Source organism: Thermus caldilimi (assembly GCF_004684245.1).
GTDB classification, from domain to species: domain Bacteria; phylum Deinococcota; class Deinococci; order Deinococcales; family Thermaceae; genus Thermus; species Thermus caldilimi.
This window is the reverse complement of record NZ_CP038452.1, coordinates 183,308-201,567: the sequence shown is the minus strand read 5'-3', so window position 1 is coordinate 201,567 and position 18,260 is coordinate 183,308. Positions and strand designations below refer to the sequence as shown.

The following is an 18,260-nucleotide window of genomic DNA, read 5'->3' as shown; positions in this document are numbered from 1 at the left end:
GCCTAAAGGGCCTGGGGAGCACCCCAGATCTCCTCCAGCTTCTGCCCGTAGTACTTGCCGATGTGGTCCTTGGAAATCCGCTTGAGCTCCCCCTGGGGCAGCATGGAGAGGAGGGCCCAGGCGATCTGCAGGCTCTCCTCAATGGAGCGGTTCTGCTGGCCCTGGTTGATGAAATGCCGCTCAAAGGCGTCGGCGAACTGCAGGTAGCGGCGGTCGTTCTCGGTGAGGGCGTCCTCGCCGATGATGGCCACCAGCTTGCGGATGTCCACCCCGTTGGCGTAGGCGGAGTAGAGCTGGTCGGAAACCTGCTTGTGGTCCTCCCGGGTCTTGCCCTTGCCCACCCCGTTGTTCATGAGCCGGGAGAGGGAGGGCAGAGGGTCAATGGGCGGGTAGATGCCCTTGCGGTGGAGCTCCCGGGAGAGCTGGATCTGCCCCTCGGTGATGTACCCAGTGAGGTCGGGGATGGGGTGGGTGCGGTCGTCGTCGGGCATGGAGAGGATGGGGATCTGGGTCACGGACCCCTTCTTGCCCACCACCACCCCGGCCCGCTCGTAGATGGTGGCCAGGTCCGTGTACATGTAGCCCGGGTATCCGCGCCGGCCGGGGATCTCCTCGCGGCTCGCCCCGATCTCCCGCAGGGCCTCGCAGTAGTTGGTCATGTCCGTGAGGATAACCAGCACGTGGTAGTCGTGCTCAAAGGCCAGGTACTCCGCCACGGTGAGGGCCATGCGGGGGGTGAGGATGCGCTCGATGGTGGGGTCGTCCGCCTTGTTCAGGAAGAGGACGGAGCGGCTTAGGGCCCCGGTGCGCTCGAACTCCTGGATGAAGTAGGAGAGCTCCCGCTGGGTGATGCCCATGGCGGCGAAGACCACCGCGAAGGGCTCCTCCTTCTCCCCCTCCCCGGAGAGGTCGGGGCGCACCGTGGCCTGGCGGGCAATCTGGGCGGCGATCTCGTTGGCGGGAAGGCCCGAGCCGGAGAAGATGGGGAGCTTCTGCCCCCTGACCAGGGTGTTCATCACGTCGATGGTGGAAATGCCGGTCTGAATGAACTCCTCCGGCTTCCTGCGGGCCACGGGGTTCAGGGGCAGGCCCACGATGGGGAGGCGCTTTTCCGGGGTAATGGGGGGCAGGCCGTCGATGGGCTTGCCGATCCCGTTGAAGCGCCGGCCCAGCATTTCCTTGGAAACCCCAAGCCGGGCCACATCCTCCACCAGGCTCACGCTGGTGGTGGCCAGGTCCAGCCCCGTGGTCTCCTCAAACACCTGGATGACCGCGTACTCCTCGGAAACCTCAATCACCTGACCGCCGCGGACCCGGCCGGTGCCGTCCTTGATGTCCACGATGGCCCCGTAGGCCAGGTCCTTGGCGTTCTCCACGAAGAGGAGAGGCCCCGAGATGTAGGTGATGCCCGTGTACTCCTTCTTCAGAAGGTCCATCTTCCCTCCTTAGGCCAGGGCCTTGAAGGCCCCCTCAATCTCCCCCATGGCCGCCTCAAAGTAGCGGGGGAACTCCTCCTCGCTCACGTAGCGGGCCCGACCAATGCGCTCGATGACGGGCAGGGCCAGGATCTCGTCGATGGTGATGCCCCGCCGGATGGCGGCCTCCGCCTCCTTGTAGAGGGTGAGGATCATCTTCATGATGCCATAGGCCTTGCCCATGGAGCAGTAGGCGTCCACCTCGTGGTAGGCGTTCTGCTGCAGGAAGTCCTCGCGGATGATGCGCCCCACCTCGATGACCAGGCGCTCCGCGTCCTGCAGGGCATCGGGGCCCACGAGCTGCACGATCTCCTGCAGGCCCGCCTCCCGCTGCAGGAGCTCGGAGATGGCGTCCCGGAGCTCGGGGTAGTCCTTGGCCACGTTCTCCCGATACCAGGGGTCCAAGGCCCCGGTGAAGAGGGAGTAGGAGCCGTTCCAGTTGATGGCCGGGAAGTGGCGGCGGAAGGCCAAGGAAGCGTCCAGGCGCCAGAAGGCCCCCACGATGCGCAGGGTGGACTGGGTCACGGGCTCGGACATGTCGCCGCCGGGAGGGGAAACGGCCCCCACGATGGTCACGGCCCCCTCCTCCCCATTCAGGGTGATGACCTTGCCCGAGCGCTCGTAGAAGGCGGCCAGCCGGGCGGCCAGGTAAGGGGGGTAACCTTCTTCTGCGGGCATCTCCTCGAGGCGGCTGGAGATCTCCCGCAGGGCCTCCGCCCATCGGCTGGTGGAGTCGGCCATGAGGGCAACGGCGAAGCCCTGGTCGCGGAAGTACTCGGCGATGGTCACCCCCACGTAGATGCTGGCCTCCCGGGCGGCCACGGGCATGTTGGAGGTGTTGGCGATGAGCACGGTGCGGTGCATGAGGGGCCCGCCCGTCTTGGGGTCGGTGAGCTCGGGGAACTCCACCAAGACGTCGGTCATCTCGTTGCCCCGCTCCCCGCAGCCCACGTAGACCACCACGTCGGCGTTGGACCACTTGGCCAGGGACTGCTGGGTCACGGTCTTGCCGCTGCCAAAGGGGCCCGGGATGGCAGCGGTCCCCCCCATGGCCACGGGAAAGAGGACGTCCAGGATGCGCATGCCCGTGAGGAAGGGGGTGTTGGGGTCCAGCTTCCTCTGCACGGGCCTAGCGCGGCGCACGGGCCAGGTGTGGTACATCTTGAGCTCGGTGCCATCCTCCAGGACCACCACCGGCTCCTCCACCGTGTACTCCCCGGCGGGCTTCACCTCCTTGACCCGACCCTTCACGTCCGGGGGCACCAGGATCTTGTGGGTGAAGTTGAACTCGGGCACGGTGCCGAGCACCATGCCTCCCCGCACCTCGTCCCCCGGCTTCACCCTGGGGGTCCAGGCCCACTTTTTCTCCCGGTCCAGGGCGTGAACCACCACGCCCCGGGTGATGTAGATGCCGGTCTTCTCCTGGATGCGCTCCAGAGGTCGCTGGATGCCGTCGTAGATGCCATTGAGCATCCCCGGGCCCAGCTCCACCGCCAGGGGGAGGCCCGTGGACACCACGGGCTCCCCCACCTTAAGGCCAGAGGTGTCCTCGTAGACCTGGACGAAGGCGGTGTCCCCGTCCAGGCGGATGATCTCCCCCACCAGGCCCTCGTGGCCCACCTTGCAGATGTCGTACATGCGGGCCCCGGTCATGCCCTTGGCGATCACCGCCGGGCCCGCGATCTTCTCGATCACGCCTTGGATCATCTTCCCTCCATTCTACAGCTTGATGTCGAAGCCGATGGTCCTCCGCACCAGCTCGCGCATGTAACCTTCCACGTCGGGGTTTTGGAAAGCCTCGCTGAGGCCGGCGATGGGGAGGAGGACCGGCAGGTCCTTGCCCCGCATGAGCCGCTCCACCGCCTTCTCCGGCTCCGGCAAAAGCCCCTGGTCCACGGCCACTAAGGCGTAGCCTCCGGCCTGGACCAGGTTTTCCAGCCGGGCCCGGGCTTCCTCTGCCGAGGTGGCGGCGTAGGCCTCGAGGCCCGCCAGCCGAAACCCCTGCGCCGCCTCGGGATCGGCGATCACCGCGATCTTCATGGGCAGACCACCTCCTCCTCCACCCTAGAGCGGGGAAGCCCGAAGTAAGCTCGCCTGGCTAAAAGCCTAAGCCGTACCGCCTCCCACTCCCTTTCCTTCACATAGGCCAGCACCAAACCCACGCCCAAGGGATCGGCGGCCCCCTTCCGGGCCTCCCTAAGGAGGAGGCACCTGAGCCTCCGCTCCAGTTCCTTCAGGTCTCGAGCGCCCGCCAAGGAAGCGAGGGGAGTGCCCGAAAGCTCGTCCAAGACGGCGTAATCCCCCTCGAGGAGCCGGGCGAAGCGCACCCTGTCCACGAACCGCCCACCCCGTATGAAGACGGTTTCCACCGGCACATCCTGCCCCTGGAGCTTGAAGGCGGTGCGCAGGTTCTCCGCATCCACCTCGAGGGCCAGGTAATCCCTCAGGGCCGTCTCCTCCAGGGCCTTGGAGGCTTTGGCCACCCCTTCAAAGAAGCGCTTGGCCAAAAGGGCTTCGATGCGCGCCAGGTCCTGGGTTTCCCGGAGCACCGACCTCAAGGCCCGGGCCAGGGGATGGCCGGGCACGGAAAGCACCTGGGCCATCCCCGCCGCATCCTGGGCCTCGTAGGCCTGCCGCCAAAGGGCTTCCTTCAAGGTGCCCGGGAGAAGCACCACCTCCTCAAAGGGCCTCCCCGTGGCCTTGGCCCGGAGGACGGCTTGCAGGTTGGCGAGGTCGTTTCTGAGGAGGAGAAGCCGCACCGCCTCCCGAGCCTCCCCCGTGACCAACCCCGCCAGGTCCCCCACCAACCGGGCCTGGGTGAGGGCGATGGCCCGGTCCACCTCGGGAAGGCCCTGGCCGGCTAGGTCCTGGCCGTAGACGCTCTCGGAAAGCAGGCGCAGAAAATCGGGATAGGAAAGGTCCAAGGCCTCCTGAAAGAAGCTCTCCTTGAGGAGGGTGCTCCTCCTGGCCCGCACCCGGGCGTTTAGGTAGCCGAAGTCGTCCGCCATGTCCTAGCCCCACAGCAGCTGGGCCACCTTGGAGGAAAGGGCATCCCAGGCCCGGTCCAGACGGCTTAACAGGGCGTTCTCCACCTGGGTCCTGCCCCCCTTGCCGATGGCCCTCACCCCGAGGCGCAGGGCAGGGTCGGCCCTAAGCTCCAGGCCCCGCTCCCGCGCCAGGCCCTCCAGGTGGGGAAGATTGTCCGGATGGGAGGCCAGGGCCTCGGGCTCGCCCAAGGCCAGAAGGGCCTCCTCGGCCAGCTTCCGCAACACCTGAGGCCATTCGGGGCTATCCGGCAAGGCCCTGAGGGCCTCCTCCACCTTGGCCTTCACCTGGGAGAGCACCTCCCCCTTGGCCTCGGTACGGGCTGTGGCCAGGAGGAGTTCCCCGGCGCTTTCTGCCCGGCGGATGGCGGCCTGAAGGCTGGCCTCGAGGGCCCGCTTCTTGGCGGCAAGCAAGCCCTCGGCCTTGGCCTTGGCCTCGGACTTCAGGGTCTCCGCCTTGGCCTTGGCCTCTTGCAGGACGGTCTGGATCTCCGCCTCCACCTCCTGGCTCAAAATGGCTTCCAGTTTGGACATCTGCCCTCCTTGGAAAAAGGCCCCACCCCACAAGGGGCAGGGCCCTAAAAACCCCTTACAGCTTGCCGTTCAGGATGAAGGCGATGAGAAGGCCGAAGATCACCAGCGTCTCGGGCAGGAGGAGGAAGATCAGGGCGGTACCGAAGTTGCTCCGGTCCTCGGCGATGGCCCCCACGCCCGCCGCACCGATGCGGGCCTGGGCCACACCGGTACCCAAAGCCGCCAGGCCCACCGCCAGGCCCATCCCCACGGCGATAAGGCCTCGGTCCAAGCCCCCGGAGGCCGCCGCCTCCTCCGCCGCAAAAGCCAGAGCGCCGAAAACCGCCACCAGAACCGTAACCAGAAGCTTCTTCATCTCTTTCCCTCCCTAAAGCGTCTCGCGGACGCTCTTGAACGGCCGGTAAGGCCTGCCGTTCTCCTCGTAGAAACCGAACTTGGTGAAGAACTCCACCCAGATAAGACGGATGGGCTGGAGCATGTGGCCCAGGGTGGTGAGGAGCAGGATGAGGAGATGCAAAACCCCCGCCACAGCGATGCCCAAAAACACCCCCAGAAGCCCGATCCGCTCCGCCAGGGCGAAGCCCACATCGGTGAGAAGACCCGCCAGGATACCCCCAGCAGCCCCCACCGCATAGATACGGATGTGGGAGAGGATGTGCCCCGCCTGGGTGAAGATCTCCGGGATCATGAGCCACATACGGCTCAGGAGAACCGCAAGCAAGAACACGCCAAAGCCCAAGTACAGGAGCCCAGACAGCCACCCAGCCTGGAGGTTCCCCAGGTAAGAGGCCGCCAGGGCCAGGATGCCCACCAGGCCCCCCAGGTACCCCACGCCCTCCCAGAAGTGGCCCATGTGGCGGTGCTTGAGGCCCAGGTAGGCCCTCAAGACCAGGCCCCAGAAGACCATGACCACCCCGAAGGCCACGGAAAGGAGGATAAGCAGGTTGGCGGTCTTGGCGGTGTCAATGCGGGGAATGAGGATGGGGATGAGACCCGGGTGCTCAGGGGTGCCAAACACCCCCAGGTGCTCCAGGAAGGTGCCGAAGAACTCCCCGTAGACGAAGCCCCAGACCACCGTCCAGAAGACCATCCAGTTGAGGATATAGACCAGCTTCCCAATGACGGCGGGCTTGAGTCGCAGGGCAAAAAGGTCGATGACCAGAGGCTCATTCCGTTTCACGAACCCGGAGAGCCACCGCCCAAGGAGCAGGAAAAGAAGGGCATACCCTATGTCCCCCACGATCATGCCGAACCAGAAGGGGAAGAAGAGGGGCACCACCGGGGTGGGGTCCAGGGAGCCGTACTTGGGGGTGTTGAGGAAGCTCACCAGAAGCTCAAAGGGCTTGACCCAAGGAGGATTGTCCAGGGCCACGGGTACTCGATCCGCCTCGTGGTGCTCGTCCACCGGCTCAAAGGCGTAGATCACCTGGTCCTTGTGGCGGGCCAAGGCCTCCTCCACCCGGCCCTTGGCCTTCACCGGCACGTAGCCCAAAAGGGCGAAGCCGAACCGGCCCGAGGCCAGCTCTTCCAAGGCCTTAAGCCGGGCCGCCTCGTCCTTGGCCCGGGTCCAGAGGCTTTGCAGGGTGGAGGAGGCCTCCTGGGCCAGCCGGTAAAGGGCCTGGCGCACCTCGGAAAGCTCCTTGGGGGCAGCCTCGGCCCGCTCCTTCAACCGGCGGGCGGCCTCGCTTAGGGGAAGGTCGCCGTAGTTGCCAGGGAGGCGCAACTCCGCCACCCCGGCCCGGGAGAGGGCAGCCTTGGCCGCCTCGAGGTCCTTGCGGTGCACCACGAGAAGCCCGGCAACCCCTTTGGAGTAGGGCTGGCTGGCCAGGATGAACCGCTCCTCCAGGGCCTTTTTCAAGGCCTCCTCCACCAGGGAAAGCTCCTTTTCCGTGATCAAAAAGGGCACCACCCGGAAGAAGGCGCTTCGGTCCAGGCCCTGGGCCATGGCGGCAAGCTTCTCCAAGGGTTCCAGGTAGGCCTGGGCCAGGGAGAGCTCCTCCTCCAGTTCCTGCTTCTGCCGGGCGAGGCCCTCAGCGTGGGCCTGGATGGGGGAAAGGGCCTTTTCCGCCGCCTCTGGCCCATCGGGAAAGGGCCTTGCGGGCTCCATCTCCCGGCCCAAGAGGGTGAGGGTATGCTCGGCTCCCGCCGCCACCCCCTCCCAGCGCCTGAGTTCCTCTCGCTCTTCCTGGGAAAGCCGATACTCGGCCAGCTCTTCCACCCGGAGGGTTTCCAGGTGGACCACCCCCGCCTGCTGGAGGCTGTGGAGAAGCTCCTGGGCCTTGGCCTTGGGCCCGGCCAGGACCAGCTTCTCCATGGGAGCGATCACGGCAAAACCTCCTTCAGAACCAGGGCCACGGCCTCCTCCAACCGGGCCCCCGCTTTCTCCTTCACCGCCCTGGCTTCGGCCTCCGCCTGGGCCCGGTAGCGGGCCAGGATGGCCTCCGTTTCCTTGGCCTCCCGTTCCCGGTACTCGGCCTCCAGAACCTTAGCCTTGGCCTCGGCATCCTCCAGAAGGGCCCTAGCCTCCGCCTCGGCCTGCCCCACCAGGGCTTCGGCCTCCTTCTTGGCGGCCTCGAGGCGGGCCAGTAGCTCCCTTTCCTTCTCCGCCAGGCTCTTGATAAGTCCCAGGCCTCCCATCGCCCCTCCCTTCGTGAAAAGATGCGCAAACTGCGCCTGCCGGATAGGATACCGGCCTTTGGGGCAAACGTCAACCAACCCCGCTTAAGTATACTTAAGCGATGCGGATTCTCGTCAACGAAAAAGGAGCCCAGCGCCTCCTGGCCCGGCACCTTTGGGTCTTTCGCCGCGATGTGCTTTCAGGCCCCGAGGAGCCGGGCCTTTACCCCGTCTACTGGGGCAAGCGCTTTCTGGCCCTAGCCCTCTTCAACCCCACCAGCGACCTCAGCGTGCGGGCCTACCGCTTCCGACCCGCAAGGGACCCGGCGGAGGCGCTTTTGGACAACCTGGACAAAGCCTTGGCCCGGCGTCTCCCCACACTGGAAAAGGAGCCCGAAGGAGGCTTCCGCCTGGCCCACGCCGAGGGGGATTTCCTGCCGGGTCTGGTGGTGGACTACTACGCCGGCCACCTGGTCCTGCAGACCACCGCCCACGCCTGGGAAGCCCTCTTGCCCCAGGTGGCCGAGAGGCTCAAACCCCTGGCCCAAAGCCTCCTGGCCAAAAACGACGCCAGGGTCCGGGAACTCGAGGGCCTCCCCCTTTATGTCCGGCCCCTCCTGGGCCAGGCCCCCGAGCGGGTAGCGGTGAAGGAGGGCCGGATACGCTATCTGGTGGACCTCACGGGAGGCCAGAAGACCGGGGCCTACCTGGACCAGCGGGACAACCGGATCCTCATGGAAAGCTTCCGTGGGGAAAGGGCCCTGGACGTGTTCAGCTATGCGGGTAGCTTCGGCCTCCACCTGGCCCTGGGCTTTAAGGAGGTGATCAGCGTGGACAGCTCCGCCGAGGCCCTGAGGCAGGCGGAGGAAAACGCCAGGCTGAATGGGCTCACCCTGAAGACGGTGGAAGCCAACGCCTTCGACCACCTGAGGGCCCTGGAAAAGGCAGGGGAGCGGTTTGACCTCATCGTGCTGGACCCACCCGCCTTTGCCAAGGGGAAAAAGGATCTGGAAAGGGCCTACAGGGCCTACAAGGAGGTGAACCTAAGGGCCATCAAGCTCCTCAAGGAAGGGGGCCTGCTGGCCACCAGTAGCTGTAGCCACCACCTGACCGAGCCCCTCTTCTACCAGATGCTCGCCGAGGCCGCAGAAGACGCCCACCGCAGCCTAAGGGTGGTGGAGAAACGGGGGCAGGGATGGGACCATCCCATCCTCCTCAACCATCCCGAAACCCACTACCTGAAGTTCGCCCTTTTAGAAGTTCTCTGATCCGGGCCGCCAGGGCCTCGGGATCGGGCACGGGAAGGGGTACTCCCTCCCCGTTCTCCAGGCGGAGAACCAAAACCCGCCTTCCCCGGGAAAAGGGCCCTGCCGGCCAGTAGGCCACCTCCACCTCCCGCACCCCCTCCAGGGGGATCCGGCGGCTGAGGCCCAAGGGGGGGTGAAGGCTCAAGTGATCGGGGAAAAGCCTTAACCGCCAGCCCTGCCTGAGCCGCCACCAGGGGTAAAGGAGAGCCAGGGCAAGCCAGGAAGCCTCCCCGAGAACCAAGCCCGAAACCATAAGCCCCACCCCTCCCCAGAAAACCCAGGGGGAAAGGCCAGCGAAGGCCACCTCCAGGAGCATCCCCATCCATTATCCCTCAAGGCCCTCCCGGGATAGACTAAGGGGGTGGAGAAGGACCTGTTGGAAGCCCTGGGCCAGCACCTGGTCTGGCGGATCGGCCGGGCCGAGGAGGAAGAGGTCCTGGTGGTGCGGGTGGGCTTGGCCTCGGCCACACCCCGCTTCCGGGAGCTGCCCAGGCTCTTGAACATCCCGGACGCCGAGGTGGCCCGCCTGGCCAAGGAAGGCCGGGTGCAGGTGGAGTGGGTGGAAGGATGAAGGCCAGGCTGCACCTCACCCTGAACGGCCATCCCCCCCAGGGTTTACCCTTGGAACTTAAGCTGGAAGGAAACGAGGTCCGTGGGGTCTTCCGGCAGGAAAACCCCGTGCTGGGGGAGGTGGCCCTTCCCTTCGCCTCGAGGCTTAAGGGAGAGAGCCTCGAGGCCAAGCCCCTCCCCCCACCTTCCCTTAAGGTGGAGGGTCGGGTGCTTTCGGGCACGAAGGGGTTGGAGCTGGAACTGGAGCTCAGTTTGGTCCTCCCCGAGGGACAAACCTGGGGAGAGCGGGCCTTTGCCCGTATCCTGGAACTCCTCTTCTATAAAAACCTAGAGCGGTCCCTTTCCCAAAGGCCCTATTCTCCGGTATAGTGCCTCTTAAAGGAGGTGACTATGCTGGAGATCCGGTACCTGGGCCACTCGGCGGTCTGGCTTTCCGACGGCAAGAACAAGGTGGTCATCGATCCCTTCCTCACCGGGAACCCCGTGGCCCCGGTGGGGGTGGGGGAGGTGCAGGCGGACCTGATCCTGGTCACCCACGCCCACGGGGACCACTTCGGCGACGCCGTGGCCCTGTCCAAGAAGGGAGGCACGGTGGTTTCCACCTTTGAGATCGCCACCTACGCGGAGAAGCACGGGGCCAAGGCGGTGCCCATGAACATCGGAGGCACCTACCGCTTCCCCGGGAGCTGGCTCAAGTGGTTCCCCGCCTGGCACTCCTCTAGCTTCCCCGACGGCACCTACGGGGGTATGCCCATGGGGGTGGTGGTGGAACTGGGGGGCAAGCGCATTTACCATGCCGGGGACACCGCCCTTTTCTCCGATATGCGCCTCATCGGGGAGCTGGGCTTGGATCTGGCCTTCCTGCCCATCGGGGACCACTTCACCATGGGACCGGAAGACGCCCTAAAGGCCCTGGACCTCCTAAGGCCCAAGCGGGTAGTACCCATCCACTACAACACCTTCCCTCCCATCCGTCAGGACGGGGATGCCTTCGCCGCTAGGGCCAAGGAAAAGGGCGTGGAGGGGCATGCCTTGAAACCGGGAGGGGTGTTGTTCCTTGAGTAGCCTGACGCGCAAGGACTTCCGCCTACGGATGCTTTTGGGCCTAGGGCAGACCGCCCAGGTCTACCTGGCGGAAGCCCCCGGCGGGCAGAAGGTGGCCCTGAAGCTTCCCCGAAAGGAAGTGCGCCAAGACCCCAAGCTGGCGGAACGCTTCGCCCGGGAGGTTTCCCTTAGCCTCTCCCTGAGGCACCCCCATCTGGTCCAGGGGCTCCACGGGGTGCCCTTTGGCGAGGAGGCCTTCCTGGCCCTGGAGTACCTGGAGAAGGGGACCCTCGAGGACCTCCTCCTTCAGAAACCCCTTCCCTGGGAAGAGGCCACCAAGGCCCTCCTCCAGGTGGGGGAGGGCCTCCTCTTCCTACACCGAAAGGGCCTGGTCCACCAGGATGTGAAACCTTCCAACGTGTTTGTGGGGGAAGGGATATATAAGCTTGGGGACCTGGGGACCGTGCGCCCCTTGGCGGAGACCAGCCCGGAGTATGCGGGAAGCCCCTATTACCTGGCCCCCGAGCTTTTCTTGGGGGCTAGACCCAGCCCCAAAAGCGACGCCTACAGCTTTGGGGTGATGGCCTACGAGCTCCTTGTGGGAAGGCGCCCTTTCCGGGGGGAAACCCTGGAGGAGCTCAGAAACGCCCATCTCCTCCTCCCGCCTCCCCCCACCTCCCTCCCTCCCAGGTTGGACCGGGCCCTAAGACGGCTTATGGCCAAAAAACCCGAGGAGCGGCTCGACCTCAAGGTTTTTTTAGAGGTACTAAAGGACTCCGAAGGCCCCAAGACCGAGGAAACCCTGCCCAAGCGCAAGGGTTTTCCCTTCTGGAGGAGGTAGATGGAACCCATCTGGTACCCCAAGCCCGAGGAGGCCCGGGCCACGAGGCTTTCCCAGTTCATGGAAGCCCTGGGCTTTGAGGATTACGAGGCCTTTTACCGCTATAGCGTGGAGGAACCCGAGGATTTTTACCACGCCTTCCTCTCCCACCTGGGCCTACCGTGGCGCAAACCGTACGAAAGGGTGATGGAGGGGGGATTTCCCCTTCCCCGCTTCTTCGTGGGGGGGCGGCTCAACCTGGTGGAGGCCGCCCTCAGCCACGAGCCCACCACCTTAGCCCTCATCCACGAAACCGAGGAGGGTGGGGTGCGCACCCTCACCTATGGGGAGCTTTTTCAGGAAGTGGAAAGGGTAGCGGCAGGGCTTCGGGCCCTGGGCGTGGAGCGGGGGGACCGGGTGGGCCTGTGGTTCCCCATGGGCCTCGAGGCGGCCATCCTCCTCCTGGCCACCGCCTGGCTTGGGGCCATCGCCATCCCCATCTTCTCCGGCTACGCCGCCGAGGCGGCGGCGGTGCGGCTTAAGGACGCCAAGGCCAAGCTCCTGGCGGTGCAGGACGGCTTCCACCGCCGGGGAAGAAGGGTGGAGCTCCTCCTCGAGGCCCGCAAGGCCCAGGCCCTGGCGGAAACCCCTCATCTTTTGGTGGTGCGCCGGCTGGGCCTACCCCTGGAAACCGGGGAGGTGGACTACGCGTCCTTAAGGGATGAGCCCTTCCCCCCGGAGGAGATGGAGAGCATGGACCCCTTCATGCTCATCTACACCTCCGGCACCACGGGCCGGCCCAAGGGAACCGTCCACTACCACGCGGGCTTCCCCCTGAAGGCTGCCCTTGATCTGGCCCTTCTCTTTGACCTGAGGGAGGGGGACCGGCTTTTCTGGTTCACCGACCTGGGCTGGATGATGGGCCCCTGGGCCATCCTGGGAGGGCTCATCCTAGGGGCCACGGTCTTCCTCTACGACGGGGCCCCCGACCACCCGGGGCCGGAAAGGCTTTGGCGAATGGTGGAGGCCCACCGCCTCACCCACCTGGGCCTCTCCCCCACCTTAGTGCGGGCCTTGATCCCCTTGGGGGAGGAGCCCATCCGGGCCCACGACCTCAGCTCCCTCCGGGTCCTCGGCTCCACCGGGGAGCCTTGGAACCTCGAGCCCTACCTCTGGTTCTTCCGGGCGGTGGGGGAGGAAAAGCGGCCCATCGTGAACTACTCCGGGGGAACGGAGATCTCCGGGGGCATCCTGGGCAATGTTCTGGTCAAACCCATCAAGCCCATGGGCTTCAACACCGCCGTGCCCGGGATCAAGGCTGCGGTGCTGGACGAGGAGGGAAGGCCTGTGGTGGGCAAGGTGGGGGAGCTGGCCGTGCTCAACCCCTGGCCCGGCATGACCAAGGGTTTCTGGCAGGACGAGGCCCGCTACCTGGACACCTACTTCGCCCGCTTCCCCGGGGTCTGGGTCCATGGGGACCTGGCCCTTTTGGACGAGGAGGGCCACTTCTTCATCCTGGGCCGCTCGGACGACACCCTGAAGGTGGCGGGCAAGCGGGTGGGGCCCGCCGAGGTGGAAACCGCCGCCATCGCCCACCCCGCCCTCAAGGAGTGCGCCGCCATCGGGGTACCCCATCCGGTAAAGGGAGAGGCCATCGTGCTCTTCGCCGTGCTGAAGCCGGGCTTCTCCCCAAGCCCCGAGCTGGCCCAGGCGGTGGCCGACCGGGTGGCGGAAGCCCTGGGCAAACCCTTAAGGCCGGAAAAGGTCCTCTTCGTCCAAGACCTCCCCAAAACCCGAAACGCCAAGGTGATGCGCCGGGTGGTGCGGGCGGTCTACCTGGGCCAGGACCCCGGGGACCTCTCCGCCCTGGAAAACCCCGAGGCGGTGGAGGCCATCCGCCAGGCGGCGGGAAGCTGAAGCCGTGCGCCTTCTCGGGATGCTCCTGGCCCTGGGGCTGGCCTTGGCCGCCCCCCTGGAGGAAGCCTGCGTCCATTACCAGGGGGGGCGGATGGAGGCTGTCCTGAGTACGCTTAACCCCCTCCTCCAGGGCTACGACCCTCCCGAGGGGGCTCTTCTCCTTGCGGGCTTTGCCCAGTACCGCTTAGGGCGCCTGGAGGAAGCCCTCTTCACCTTCAGCCGCCTGGTGGGCACCCTGAAGGGGGGTTCAGAGGCCCTTTACGGCTTCGGCCTCACCCTCAGGGCCCTGGGGGACCTGGAAGGGGCCCGGAGCGCCCTGGACTGGGCCTGGCGGCAAGGGTACCAGGACGCAAAGGCCATCCTCCAGTCCCTCCCCCTTCCCCACCCCCGCCCCCAAGGTCCGGAAAAGCCCGCCCCCCTTCGCCGCCCGGGAGGGGCGCTTCTGGGTGGAGGGAAAGCCCTTTCCGGTGCGGGGGGTGAACCTGGGGGTGGCCCTCCCGGGCCGCTTCCCCGCGGAGTTCCCCGAGGAGGAGGCCCTCTACCGGGCCTGGCTGGAACTCGTAAGGGCCATGGGGGCCAACAGCGTGCGCACCTACACCCTTTTGCCCCCCGCCTTCTACCGGGCCCTCCTCCACCACAACCTTTTGCACAAAGACCGGCCCCTTTACCTCTTCCAGGGGGTCTGGACGGAGCTTCCTGAGGACGAGGGGTACCCCGATTGGGAAGGCCCCTTCCTGGAGAAGTTCCTCCTGGAGGGGCGGGAGGTCCTGGACGCCCTCCACGGCAATCTCCGCCGCCCTCCCCGCCCGGGGCACGCCCACGGGGACTACACCGCGGATGTCTCTCCCTGGACCCTGGGCCTCCTGGTGGGGCGGGAGTTTGAGCCCTACTCGGTGGAGGCCTACGATGAGCGCCATCCCGGGCGCACCTACCGGGGGAGGTTCCTCGAGGCCGCCCCGGAGGCCAGCCCCTTCGCCGCCTACCTGGCCGAGGTCCTGGACCGCCTGGCCACCTACGAATGGGAAGCCTACGGCACCTTGAGGCCCATGAGCTTCGTCAACTGGCCCACCCTGGACCCCCTCTTCTGGAACAGCGAGGCCAGTTTTAAGGAGGAGTATCTCCTGCGCCGCGCCCGCGGGGAGAGGGTGGAGCCACCTCGGACTGGGCCCCTCCACGAGGAGGACACCGTTACCCTAGACCCCAGCCATCTAAGACCCGTGCCGGGTAGTCCTCTAGGCCTTTTCGCCGCCTACCACGTCTACCCCTACTACCCCGACTTCCTGGTCCATGAGCCGGACCTGGCTCCCCGCCGCTACCGCAACTATCTGGCCCGGCTCAAGGCCCACCACGGGGAGATGCCCCTCCTCATCGCCGAGTTCGGCCTACCCACCAGCCGGGGCATCGCCCACTTCCACCCCGAGGGCCTCCACCACGGGGGGCACTCCGAGGCGGCGCAGGCGGAAGGGGTCATCGCCCTCTGGCAGGACATCGCCGGGCTGGAGCTGGCAGGAGGCCTCGTCTTCGCCCTTCTGGACGAGTGGTTCAAGAAAAACTGGCTTTTCGCCCCCTTTGAAGTGCCCGCGGAGCGCGACCCCCTGTGGCACAACCCCCTGGACCCCGAGGAGAACTACGGCCTCCTGGCGGCCACCGCCCAAGGGGGCTTCCGCCTGGACGGGAAGGCCGAGGCGTGGGAAGGGGTGCCCTTCCTCCTGCGGGAGGAGGACCGCTTCCTCAAGGCCCACGCCGACCCCGAGTACCTCTGGCTCCTCTACCGGGGGCCCCTGCCCTTAAGGCTCTACCTGGACACCGTCCCCGGGGGGGTGCCGGTGGCCGAGGGCTTTGGGGCGGAGTTCTACCTGGAGATCGGCCCGGAAAGGGGAAGGCTCCTCCTCGAGGCGGGCTACTACCCCTTCCAGGAGCTGGACCATGGCCTGCCGGGCACGGTATACCTTTCCTTCCGCGGGCCCACCAAGCCGGGGGAAGGCCCCTTCGTGCCCTTCCTCCTCGAGCCCAACCGCCGCCGCACGGGAAGGGACGGGACCGACTACCCCCGCATCGTTTACGAGCTGGGCCAGCTTAGGCGGGGCCTGGATCCGGAAGGAGCCCGGGACCCCACCGCGGACTACGCCCTGGGGGAAAGCGGGCTTTTGGAGCTCCGGATCCCCTGGGGCATGCTCCTCGTGACCGACCCCAGCCGGCGCCTGGCCTGGTACGCCCCCGAGCCCCTCCCTATAGAGGGCATCCGCCTCCTCCTCCCAGGGGCCCCACCTCTCCGCTTCTCCTGGTCCACCTGGGAGGAACCGGCCTTCGCCCTCAGGCTTAAACCCCTTTATTTCCGCCTGCGGGAGTCCTGGCAAGGAGGGCTTTAAGGGGCAGGCCGAGAAGCCAAGCGGCAAGCAGGAAAACCCCAAGCCCCAACCCCCCTCCAAGAAGGAGGGGCAGGAGGGCTTCCCCCGCCTGGGCCACGGGGAAGACCCACCCCAGGACCCACCCGAGCGAGGCCACAGGAAGCCCTGCCAGTAAGGCTTTGAGAAGGAAGCCGGGTAGCTCCGGAATCCCCACCCCCTCCCGCTTCAGGAGATGAAGGTAAAGGAAAAGCCCCAGGTACCCCGCCAAAGCGGTGGCCAGGTTCAAGGCGAAAAGCCCGGCATCCCTGAGAAGCCAGTACCCCAGGGTGTTGGTGAGGAAGACCAAGGCGCTGGCGAAAACCGCCTCTCGTATCCGCCCCAGGGCATAGAGCCCCCTGAGAAGCAGGGTGTTCACCCCCCAGGGCAGGACGGCAAACCCCAAGGCGGCGAGGACCTGGGTACTGTACGCCCGGTTCTCCGGGGTAAGGGGGCCAAAGAGGCCGAAGAGCAAGATCACCACAAAGGGAGCCAGGGCCACCAGCATCCCCCCGAGAAGGGAAAGAAGAAGGATAAGCCGCTTCAGGGGGCCCACAAGGAAGCGGGCCAACTCCTCGCCCTTCAGAGCGCTCATCCGGGGAAAAAGGGCGATGGCGGGAGAGGTGGCGAAAAGCCCCAGGACCATCTGGAAGATCACCTCGGCGTTGTAGAACCCCGTGACCGCCGCCGGGGGGTAACGGGTCAGGATGTGGGTGAGCACCAGGTTGAGAAACTGCCGCAGGGAGGTGGTGAAGGCAAAGGGCCCCATGCGCAGGAGGGCCGGGGCAATGGCCTGGTGCCAGCGCCACTCCAGGGCGTAGTTCCTGAGAAAGGGAAGCTGCACCAAGGCCTGGACCAGCCCCCCCAGGGCCACGGAAAGCCCCAAGAAGGTGGGGTCTCCAGGGAAGAGGGCCATGAGGCCGATGGCCACCAGGTTGAAGGCGATGGGCCCCAGGGCGTAGGGCAAAAAGCGCTCCTCTGCCTGCAGCAGAGCGGAGAAGAGGGCAGCCATGGAGATGCCCAGGAGAAAGGGCAAGAGAAGCCGGGTGAGGTAGACCACCTGCCCCAAGGCCTCCCCCTGCCGGAGGTGGCTTTCCTGGGCCACCAACAGGTTCACCACCCAGGGGGCCAAGAGGTACCCCAGGCCCAGGACCAAAAAGTTCACCCCCAAGAGGAACGCCCCAAAGCGCCGGGCAAAGGACCGGGCCTCCTCCTCGGGCAGGTTCTTCAGGAGGGGGATGAGGGCGTTTTGCACCGCTCCCTCGGCCAAAAGCTCCCGGAGGAGGTTCGGCACCCGGTAGGCCACGTTGAAGGCGTCCTTGAGGGTATCGGGATAAAGGGCATTGAAGACCGCCTGGCGCACCAGGCCCAGGACCCTCGAGGCCAGGGTACCCCCCATGACCAGGAGAACCTTACGGAGCATTCCCCTCCAGAACCTCCTGGAAGACCTCGAGGAAGTTGGCCTGGTTTACCACCGTGAGCCCGTGGAGGGCGGAGAGCTCCTTGGCCCGGGCCTTGTCCATGCCCAGAAGGACCAGGAAGCTTTCCCGAGCGGAAAGCCCCAGCACCTTCTTGAGCCCCGCGTACTTGGCGATGTGGGCCTGGAAGTCCCCCGTCTTGGCCTCAAACCAGTAGACCCGCTCCCCCACCCGCACCAGCACGTCCAGCTCCATAGCGTCCCCATTGGGGAGCGCTACCTGGTAGCCCACCGCCACCTCGTGGGGCAGGTTCTTGGAGCGCAGGAACTTCCGCACCCTCTCGGCCACGTACCGCTCCAACCAGCCTCCGGTGAGGAAGTTCTGCACCCAGCCCTCGGTGCTGGCCTTGGCGCGGATGCGACGCTCCTCGCTCTTGTAGTGGTAGGAGGTGAGGAGGGCGTACTGCTTGAGCAGGGTGCAAAACTGGGTGGAGTTGGCGATCTCCTCCTGGGAGGCTTCCGAGAGGGAGAGTTCAAACTGGCGCTTGGTGGAGAGGCTCTGCTTCAGGCGCTCGTAGAGCTTTTCCAGGCTGGGGTAGCGGTCCCCCAGGAACAGGGCCAGGCGGGTGAGCACCTTCTCCTTCTCCTCCTCTTGCTTACGCAAATCGGTTTGTCCTTCGGGCAAAGCATCTTCCCGAGGCTTCTTCACCACCTGGATGCCCAGACTCTTAAGCCAGTCCTCTATGGAGGAAACCCGCCTGGACCTCGAGGCTTCCTGGATCCTGGCGGGCTCAGGCGGGGGCGGGGGAGCTTTGGGCGCCTCCGCAGGCTTCTCCTTCACCAGCCGCCACATCTCCCCGGCCAGGGCAAAAAAGCGGGCCCGCACCGGGTCCTCTTCCCCCTCCAGGCCCGGGGGGGTGAGGCCCGAGCGCAGGGCGTCCAGGAGCCAGGCCTCGAGGGCCTCCCTCAGGGCTTTACGGGCGGCTTCCAGGTGTTCCGCTTCCACCCTTAGACCCTGTTGGGGAAGCTCCGCCACAAACCGCCCCGGACCCAGCAGGTCGTAACGGGCCTGAGCCATAATGCTTTCCAAATACCGGGTGAGAACGCCCACGGGGCCTAGCATACCAAGATC

Annotated in this window: 18 protein-coding genes; 7 read left to right on the top strand and 11 right to left on the bottom strand. The window is 66.1% G+C overall.

Annotated elements, in window-relative coordinates; translation table 11 throughout:
- Positions 1 to 2 precede the first annotated feature (2 nt).
- Genes EBI04_RS00995 through EBI04_RS00960 form a run of 8 tightly spaced genes read right to left on the bottom strand, consistent with a single transcriptional unit; the run spans position 3 to position 7,690 of the window.
- Entirely contained in the window at positions 3 to 1,436 is a 1,434-nt protein-coding gene (locus EBI04_RS00995; protein WP_038046061.1) for a V-type ATP synthase subunit B, read from the bottom strand.
- Between the two features lie 9 nt (positions 1,437 to 1,445).
- On the bottom strand, positions 1,446 to 3,182 hold the full coding sequence (locus tag EBI04_RS00990) for a V-type ATP synthase subunit A (protein ID WP_135255660.1): 1,737 nt from the start codon (positions 3,180 to 3,182) through the stop codon (positions 1,446 to 1,448).
- A 12-nt stretch (positions 3,183 to 3,194) separates the two neighbouring features.
- Positions 3,195 to 3,509, bottom strand: coding sequence for a V-type ATP synthase subunit F (atpF, locus tag EBI04_RS00985; RefSeq protein WP_206202082.1), 315 nt, complete (start codon positions 3,507 to 3,509; stop codon positions 3,195 to 3,197).
- A gap of 2 nt (positions 3,510 to 3,511) precedes the next feature.
- Entirely contained in the window at positions 3,512 to 4,483 is a 972-nt protein-coding gene (locus EBI04_RS00980; RefSeq protein ID WP_135255658.1) for a V-type ATPase subunit, read from the bottom strand.
- Positions 4,484 to 4,486: 3 nt separating this feature from the next.
- Complete coding sequence (locus EBI04_RS00975; RefSeq protein ID WP_167481849.1) at positions 4,487 to 5,053, bottom strand: V-type ATP synthase subunit E; 567 nt, start codon at positions 5,051 to 5,053, stop codon at positions 4,487 to 4,489.
- Between the two features lie 55 nt (positions 5,054 to 5,108).
- Positions 5,109 to 5,408, bottom strand: coding sequence for an ATP synthase subunit C-like protein (locus EBI04_RS00970; protein ID WP_038029369.1), 300 nt, complete (start codon positions 5,406 to 5,408; stop codon positions 5,109 to 5,111).
- 12 nt (positions 5,409 to 5,420) lie between these two features.
- Positions 5,421 to 7,379: a V-type ATP synthase subunit I gene (locus EBI04_RS00965; protein ID WP_135255656.1), complete on the bottom strand. Its 1,959-nt coding sequence runs from the start codon at positions 7,377 to 7,379 to the stop codon at positions 5,421 to 5,423.
- Positions 7,376 to 7,690 (bottom strand): V-type ATPase subunit subunit G family protein, encoded by a 315-nt coding sequence (locus EBI04_RS00960; protein WP_135255655.1) that lies wholly within the window; start codon positions 7,688 to 7,690, stop codon positions 7,376 to 7,378. Before EBI04_RS00960 ends, EBI04_RS00965 begins: the two co-directional genes overlap by 4 nt.
- Before the next feature lie 101 nt (positions 7,691 to 7,791).
- Here EBI04_RS00960 and EBI04_RS00955 point away from each other — a divergent pair, with 101 nt between their 5' ends.
- Positions 7,792 to 8,937 carry a 23S rRNA (cytosine(1962)-C(5))-methyltransferase gene (locus EBI04_RS00955; protein WP_135255654.1) on the top strand — a complete coding sequence of 382 codons (1,146 nt, stop codon included), beginning with the start codon at positions 7,792 to 7,794 and terminating at the stop codon, positions 8,935 to 8,937.
- Here EBI04_RS00955 and EBI04_RS00950 read toward each other — a convergent pair.
- Positions 8,885 to 9,298 (bottom strand): hypothetical protein, encoded by a 414-nt coding sequence (locus EBI04_RS00950; RefSeq protein WP_240695336.1) that lies wholly within the window; start codon positions 9,296 to 9,298, stop codon positions 8,885 to 8,887. The two genes, EBI04_RS00955 and EBI04_RS00950, sit on opposite strands and share 53 nt — an antisense overlap.
- 39 nt (positions 9,299 to 9,337) lie before the next feature.
- Here EBI04_RS00950 and EBI04_RS00945 point away from each other — a divergent pair, with 39 nt between their 5' ends.
- The 6 genes from EBI04_RS00945 (at position 9,338) to EBI04_RS00920 (ending at position 15,696) form a co-directional block, all read left to right on the top strand.
- A complete protein-coding gene (locus EBI04_RS00945; RefSeq protein WP_135255653.1) occupies positions 9,338 to 9,547 on the top strand; it encodes a DUF3248 domain-containing protein in 210 nt (69 codons plus the stop codon).
- On the top strand, positions 9,544 to 9,915 hold the full coding sequence (locus EBI04_RS00940) for a DUF3809 family protein (RefSeq protein WP_135255652.1): 372 nt from the start codon (positions 9,544 to 9,546) through the stop codon (positions 9,913 to 9,915). The genes EBI04_RS00945 and EBI04_RS00940 overlap by 4 nt, the downstream gene beginning before the upstream one ends.
- A 21-nt stretch (positions 9,916 to 9,936) precedes the next feature.
- Complete coding sequence (locus EBI04_RS00935) at positions 9,937 to 10,611, top strand: metal-dependent hydrolase (RefSeq protein ID WP_135255651.1); 675 nt, start codon at positions 9,937 to 9,939, stop codon at positions 10,609 to 10,611.
- Positions 10,604 to 11,431 (top strand): serine/threonine-protein kinase, encoded by an 828-nt coding sequence (locus EBI04_RS00930; RefSeq protein ID WP_135255650.1) that lies wholly within the window; start codon positions 10,604 to 10,606, stop codon positions 11,429 to 11,431. The genes EBI04_RS00935 and EBI04_RS00930 overlap by 8 nt, the downstream gene beginning before the upstream one ends.
- Complete coding sequence (locus EBI04_RS00925; protein ID WP_135255649.1) at positions 11,432 to 13,327, top strand: AMP-binding protein; 1,896 nt, start codon at positions 11,432 to 11,434, stop codon at positions 13,325 to 13,327.
- 446 nt (positions 13,328 to 13,773) lie between these two features.
- The gene (locus EBI04_RS00920) at positions 13,774 to 15,696 is read left to right on the top strand and encodes a hypothetical protein (protein ID WP_240695335.1); all 1,923 of its coding nucleotides are present in this window, start codon (positions 13,774 to 13,776) and stop codon (positions 15,694 to 15,696) included.
- On the opposite strand, the gene murJ is transcribed toward EBI04_RS00920, so the two are convergent.
- Positions 15,647 to 17,134 (bottom strand): murein biosynthesis integral membrane protein MurJ, encoded by a 1,488-nt coding sequence (gene murJ, locus EBI04_RS00915; RefSeq protein WP_135255648.1) that lies wholly within the window; start codon positions 17,132 to 17,134, stop codon positions 15,647 to 15,649. The genes EBI04_RS00920 and murJ overlap by 50 nt on opposite strands.
- A complete protein-coding gene (locus EBI04_RS00910) occupies positions 17,124 to 18,251 on the bottom strand; it encodes a PDDEXK family nuclease (protein WP_167481848.1) in 1,128 nt (375 codons plus the stop codon). Before EBI04_RS00910 ends, murJ begins: the two co-directional genes overlap by 11 nt.
- Positions 18,252 to 18,260 lie beyond the last annotated feature (9 nt).

What these genes read in the sequence shown, in the direction of transcription:
- EBI04_RS00995 (WP_038046061.1), bottom strand. Translation starts at nt 1,436, where the DNA reads ATGGACCTTCTGAAGAAGGAGTACACGGGCATCACCTACATCTCGGGG.
- EBI04_RS00990 (WP_135255660.1), bottom strand. Translation starts at nt 3,182, where the DNA reads ATGATCCAAGGCGTGATCGAGAAGATCGCGGGCCCGGCGGTGATCGCC.
- EBI04_RS00980 (WP_135255658.1), bottom strand. Translation starts at nt 4,483, where the DNA reads ATGGCGGACGACTTCGGCTACCTAAACGCCCGGGTGCGGGCCAGGAGG.
- EBI04_RS00975 (WP_167481849.1), bottom strand. Translation starts at nt 5,053, where the DNA reads ATGTCCAAACTGGAAGCCATTTTGAGCCAGGAGGTGGAGGCGGAGATC.
- EBI04_RS00970 (WP_038029369.1), bottom strand. Translation starts at nt 5,408, where the DNA reads ATGAAGAAGCTTCTGGTTACGGTTCTGGTGGCGGTTTTCGGCGCTCTG.
- EBI04_RS00960 (WP_135255655.1), bottom strand. Translation starts at nt 7,690, where the DNA reads ATGGGAGGCCTGGGACTTATCAAGAGCCTGGCGGAGAAGGAAAGGGAG.
- EBI04_RS00955 (WP_135255654.1), top strand. Translation starts at nt 7,792, where the DNA reads ATGCGGATTCTCGTCAACGAAAAAGGAGCCCAGCGCCTCCTGGCCCGG.
- EBI04_RS00950 (WP_240695336.1), bottom strand. Translation starts at nt 9,298, where the DNA reads ATGGGGATGCTCCTGGAGGTGGCCTTCGCTGGCCTTTCCCCCTGGGTT.
- EBI04_RS00940 (WP_135255652.1), top strand. Translation starts at nt 9,544, where the DNA reads ATGAAGGCCAGGCTGCACCTCACCCTGAACGGCCATCCCCCCCAGGGT.
- EBI04_RS00935 (WP_135255651.1), top strand. Translation starts at nt 9,937, where the DNA reads ATGCTGGAGATCCGGTACCTGGGCCACTCGGCGGTCTGGCTTTCCGAC.
- EBI04_RS00925 (WP_135255649.1), top strand. Translation starts at nt 11,432, where the DNA reads ATGGAACCCATCTGGTACCCCAAGCCCGAGGAGGCCCGGGCCACGAGG.
- murJ (WP_135255648.1), bottom strand. Translation starts at nt 17,134, where the DNA reads ATGCTCCGTAAGGTTCTCCTGGTCATGGGGGGTACCCTGGCCTCGAGG.
- EBI04_RS00910 (WP_167481848.1), bottom strand. Translation starts at nt 18,251, where the DNA reads ATGCTAGGCCCCGTGGGCGTTCTCACCCGGTATTTGGAAAGCATTATG.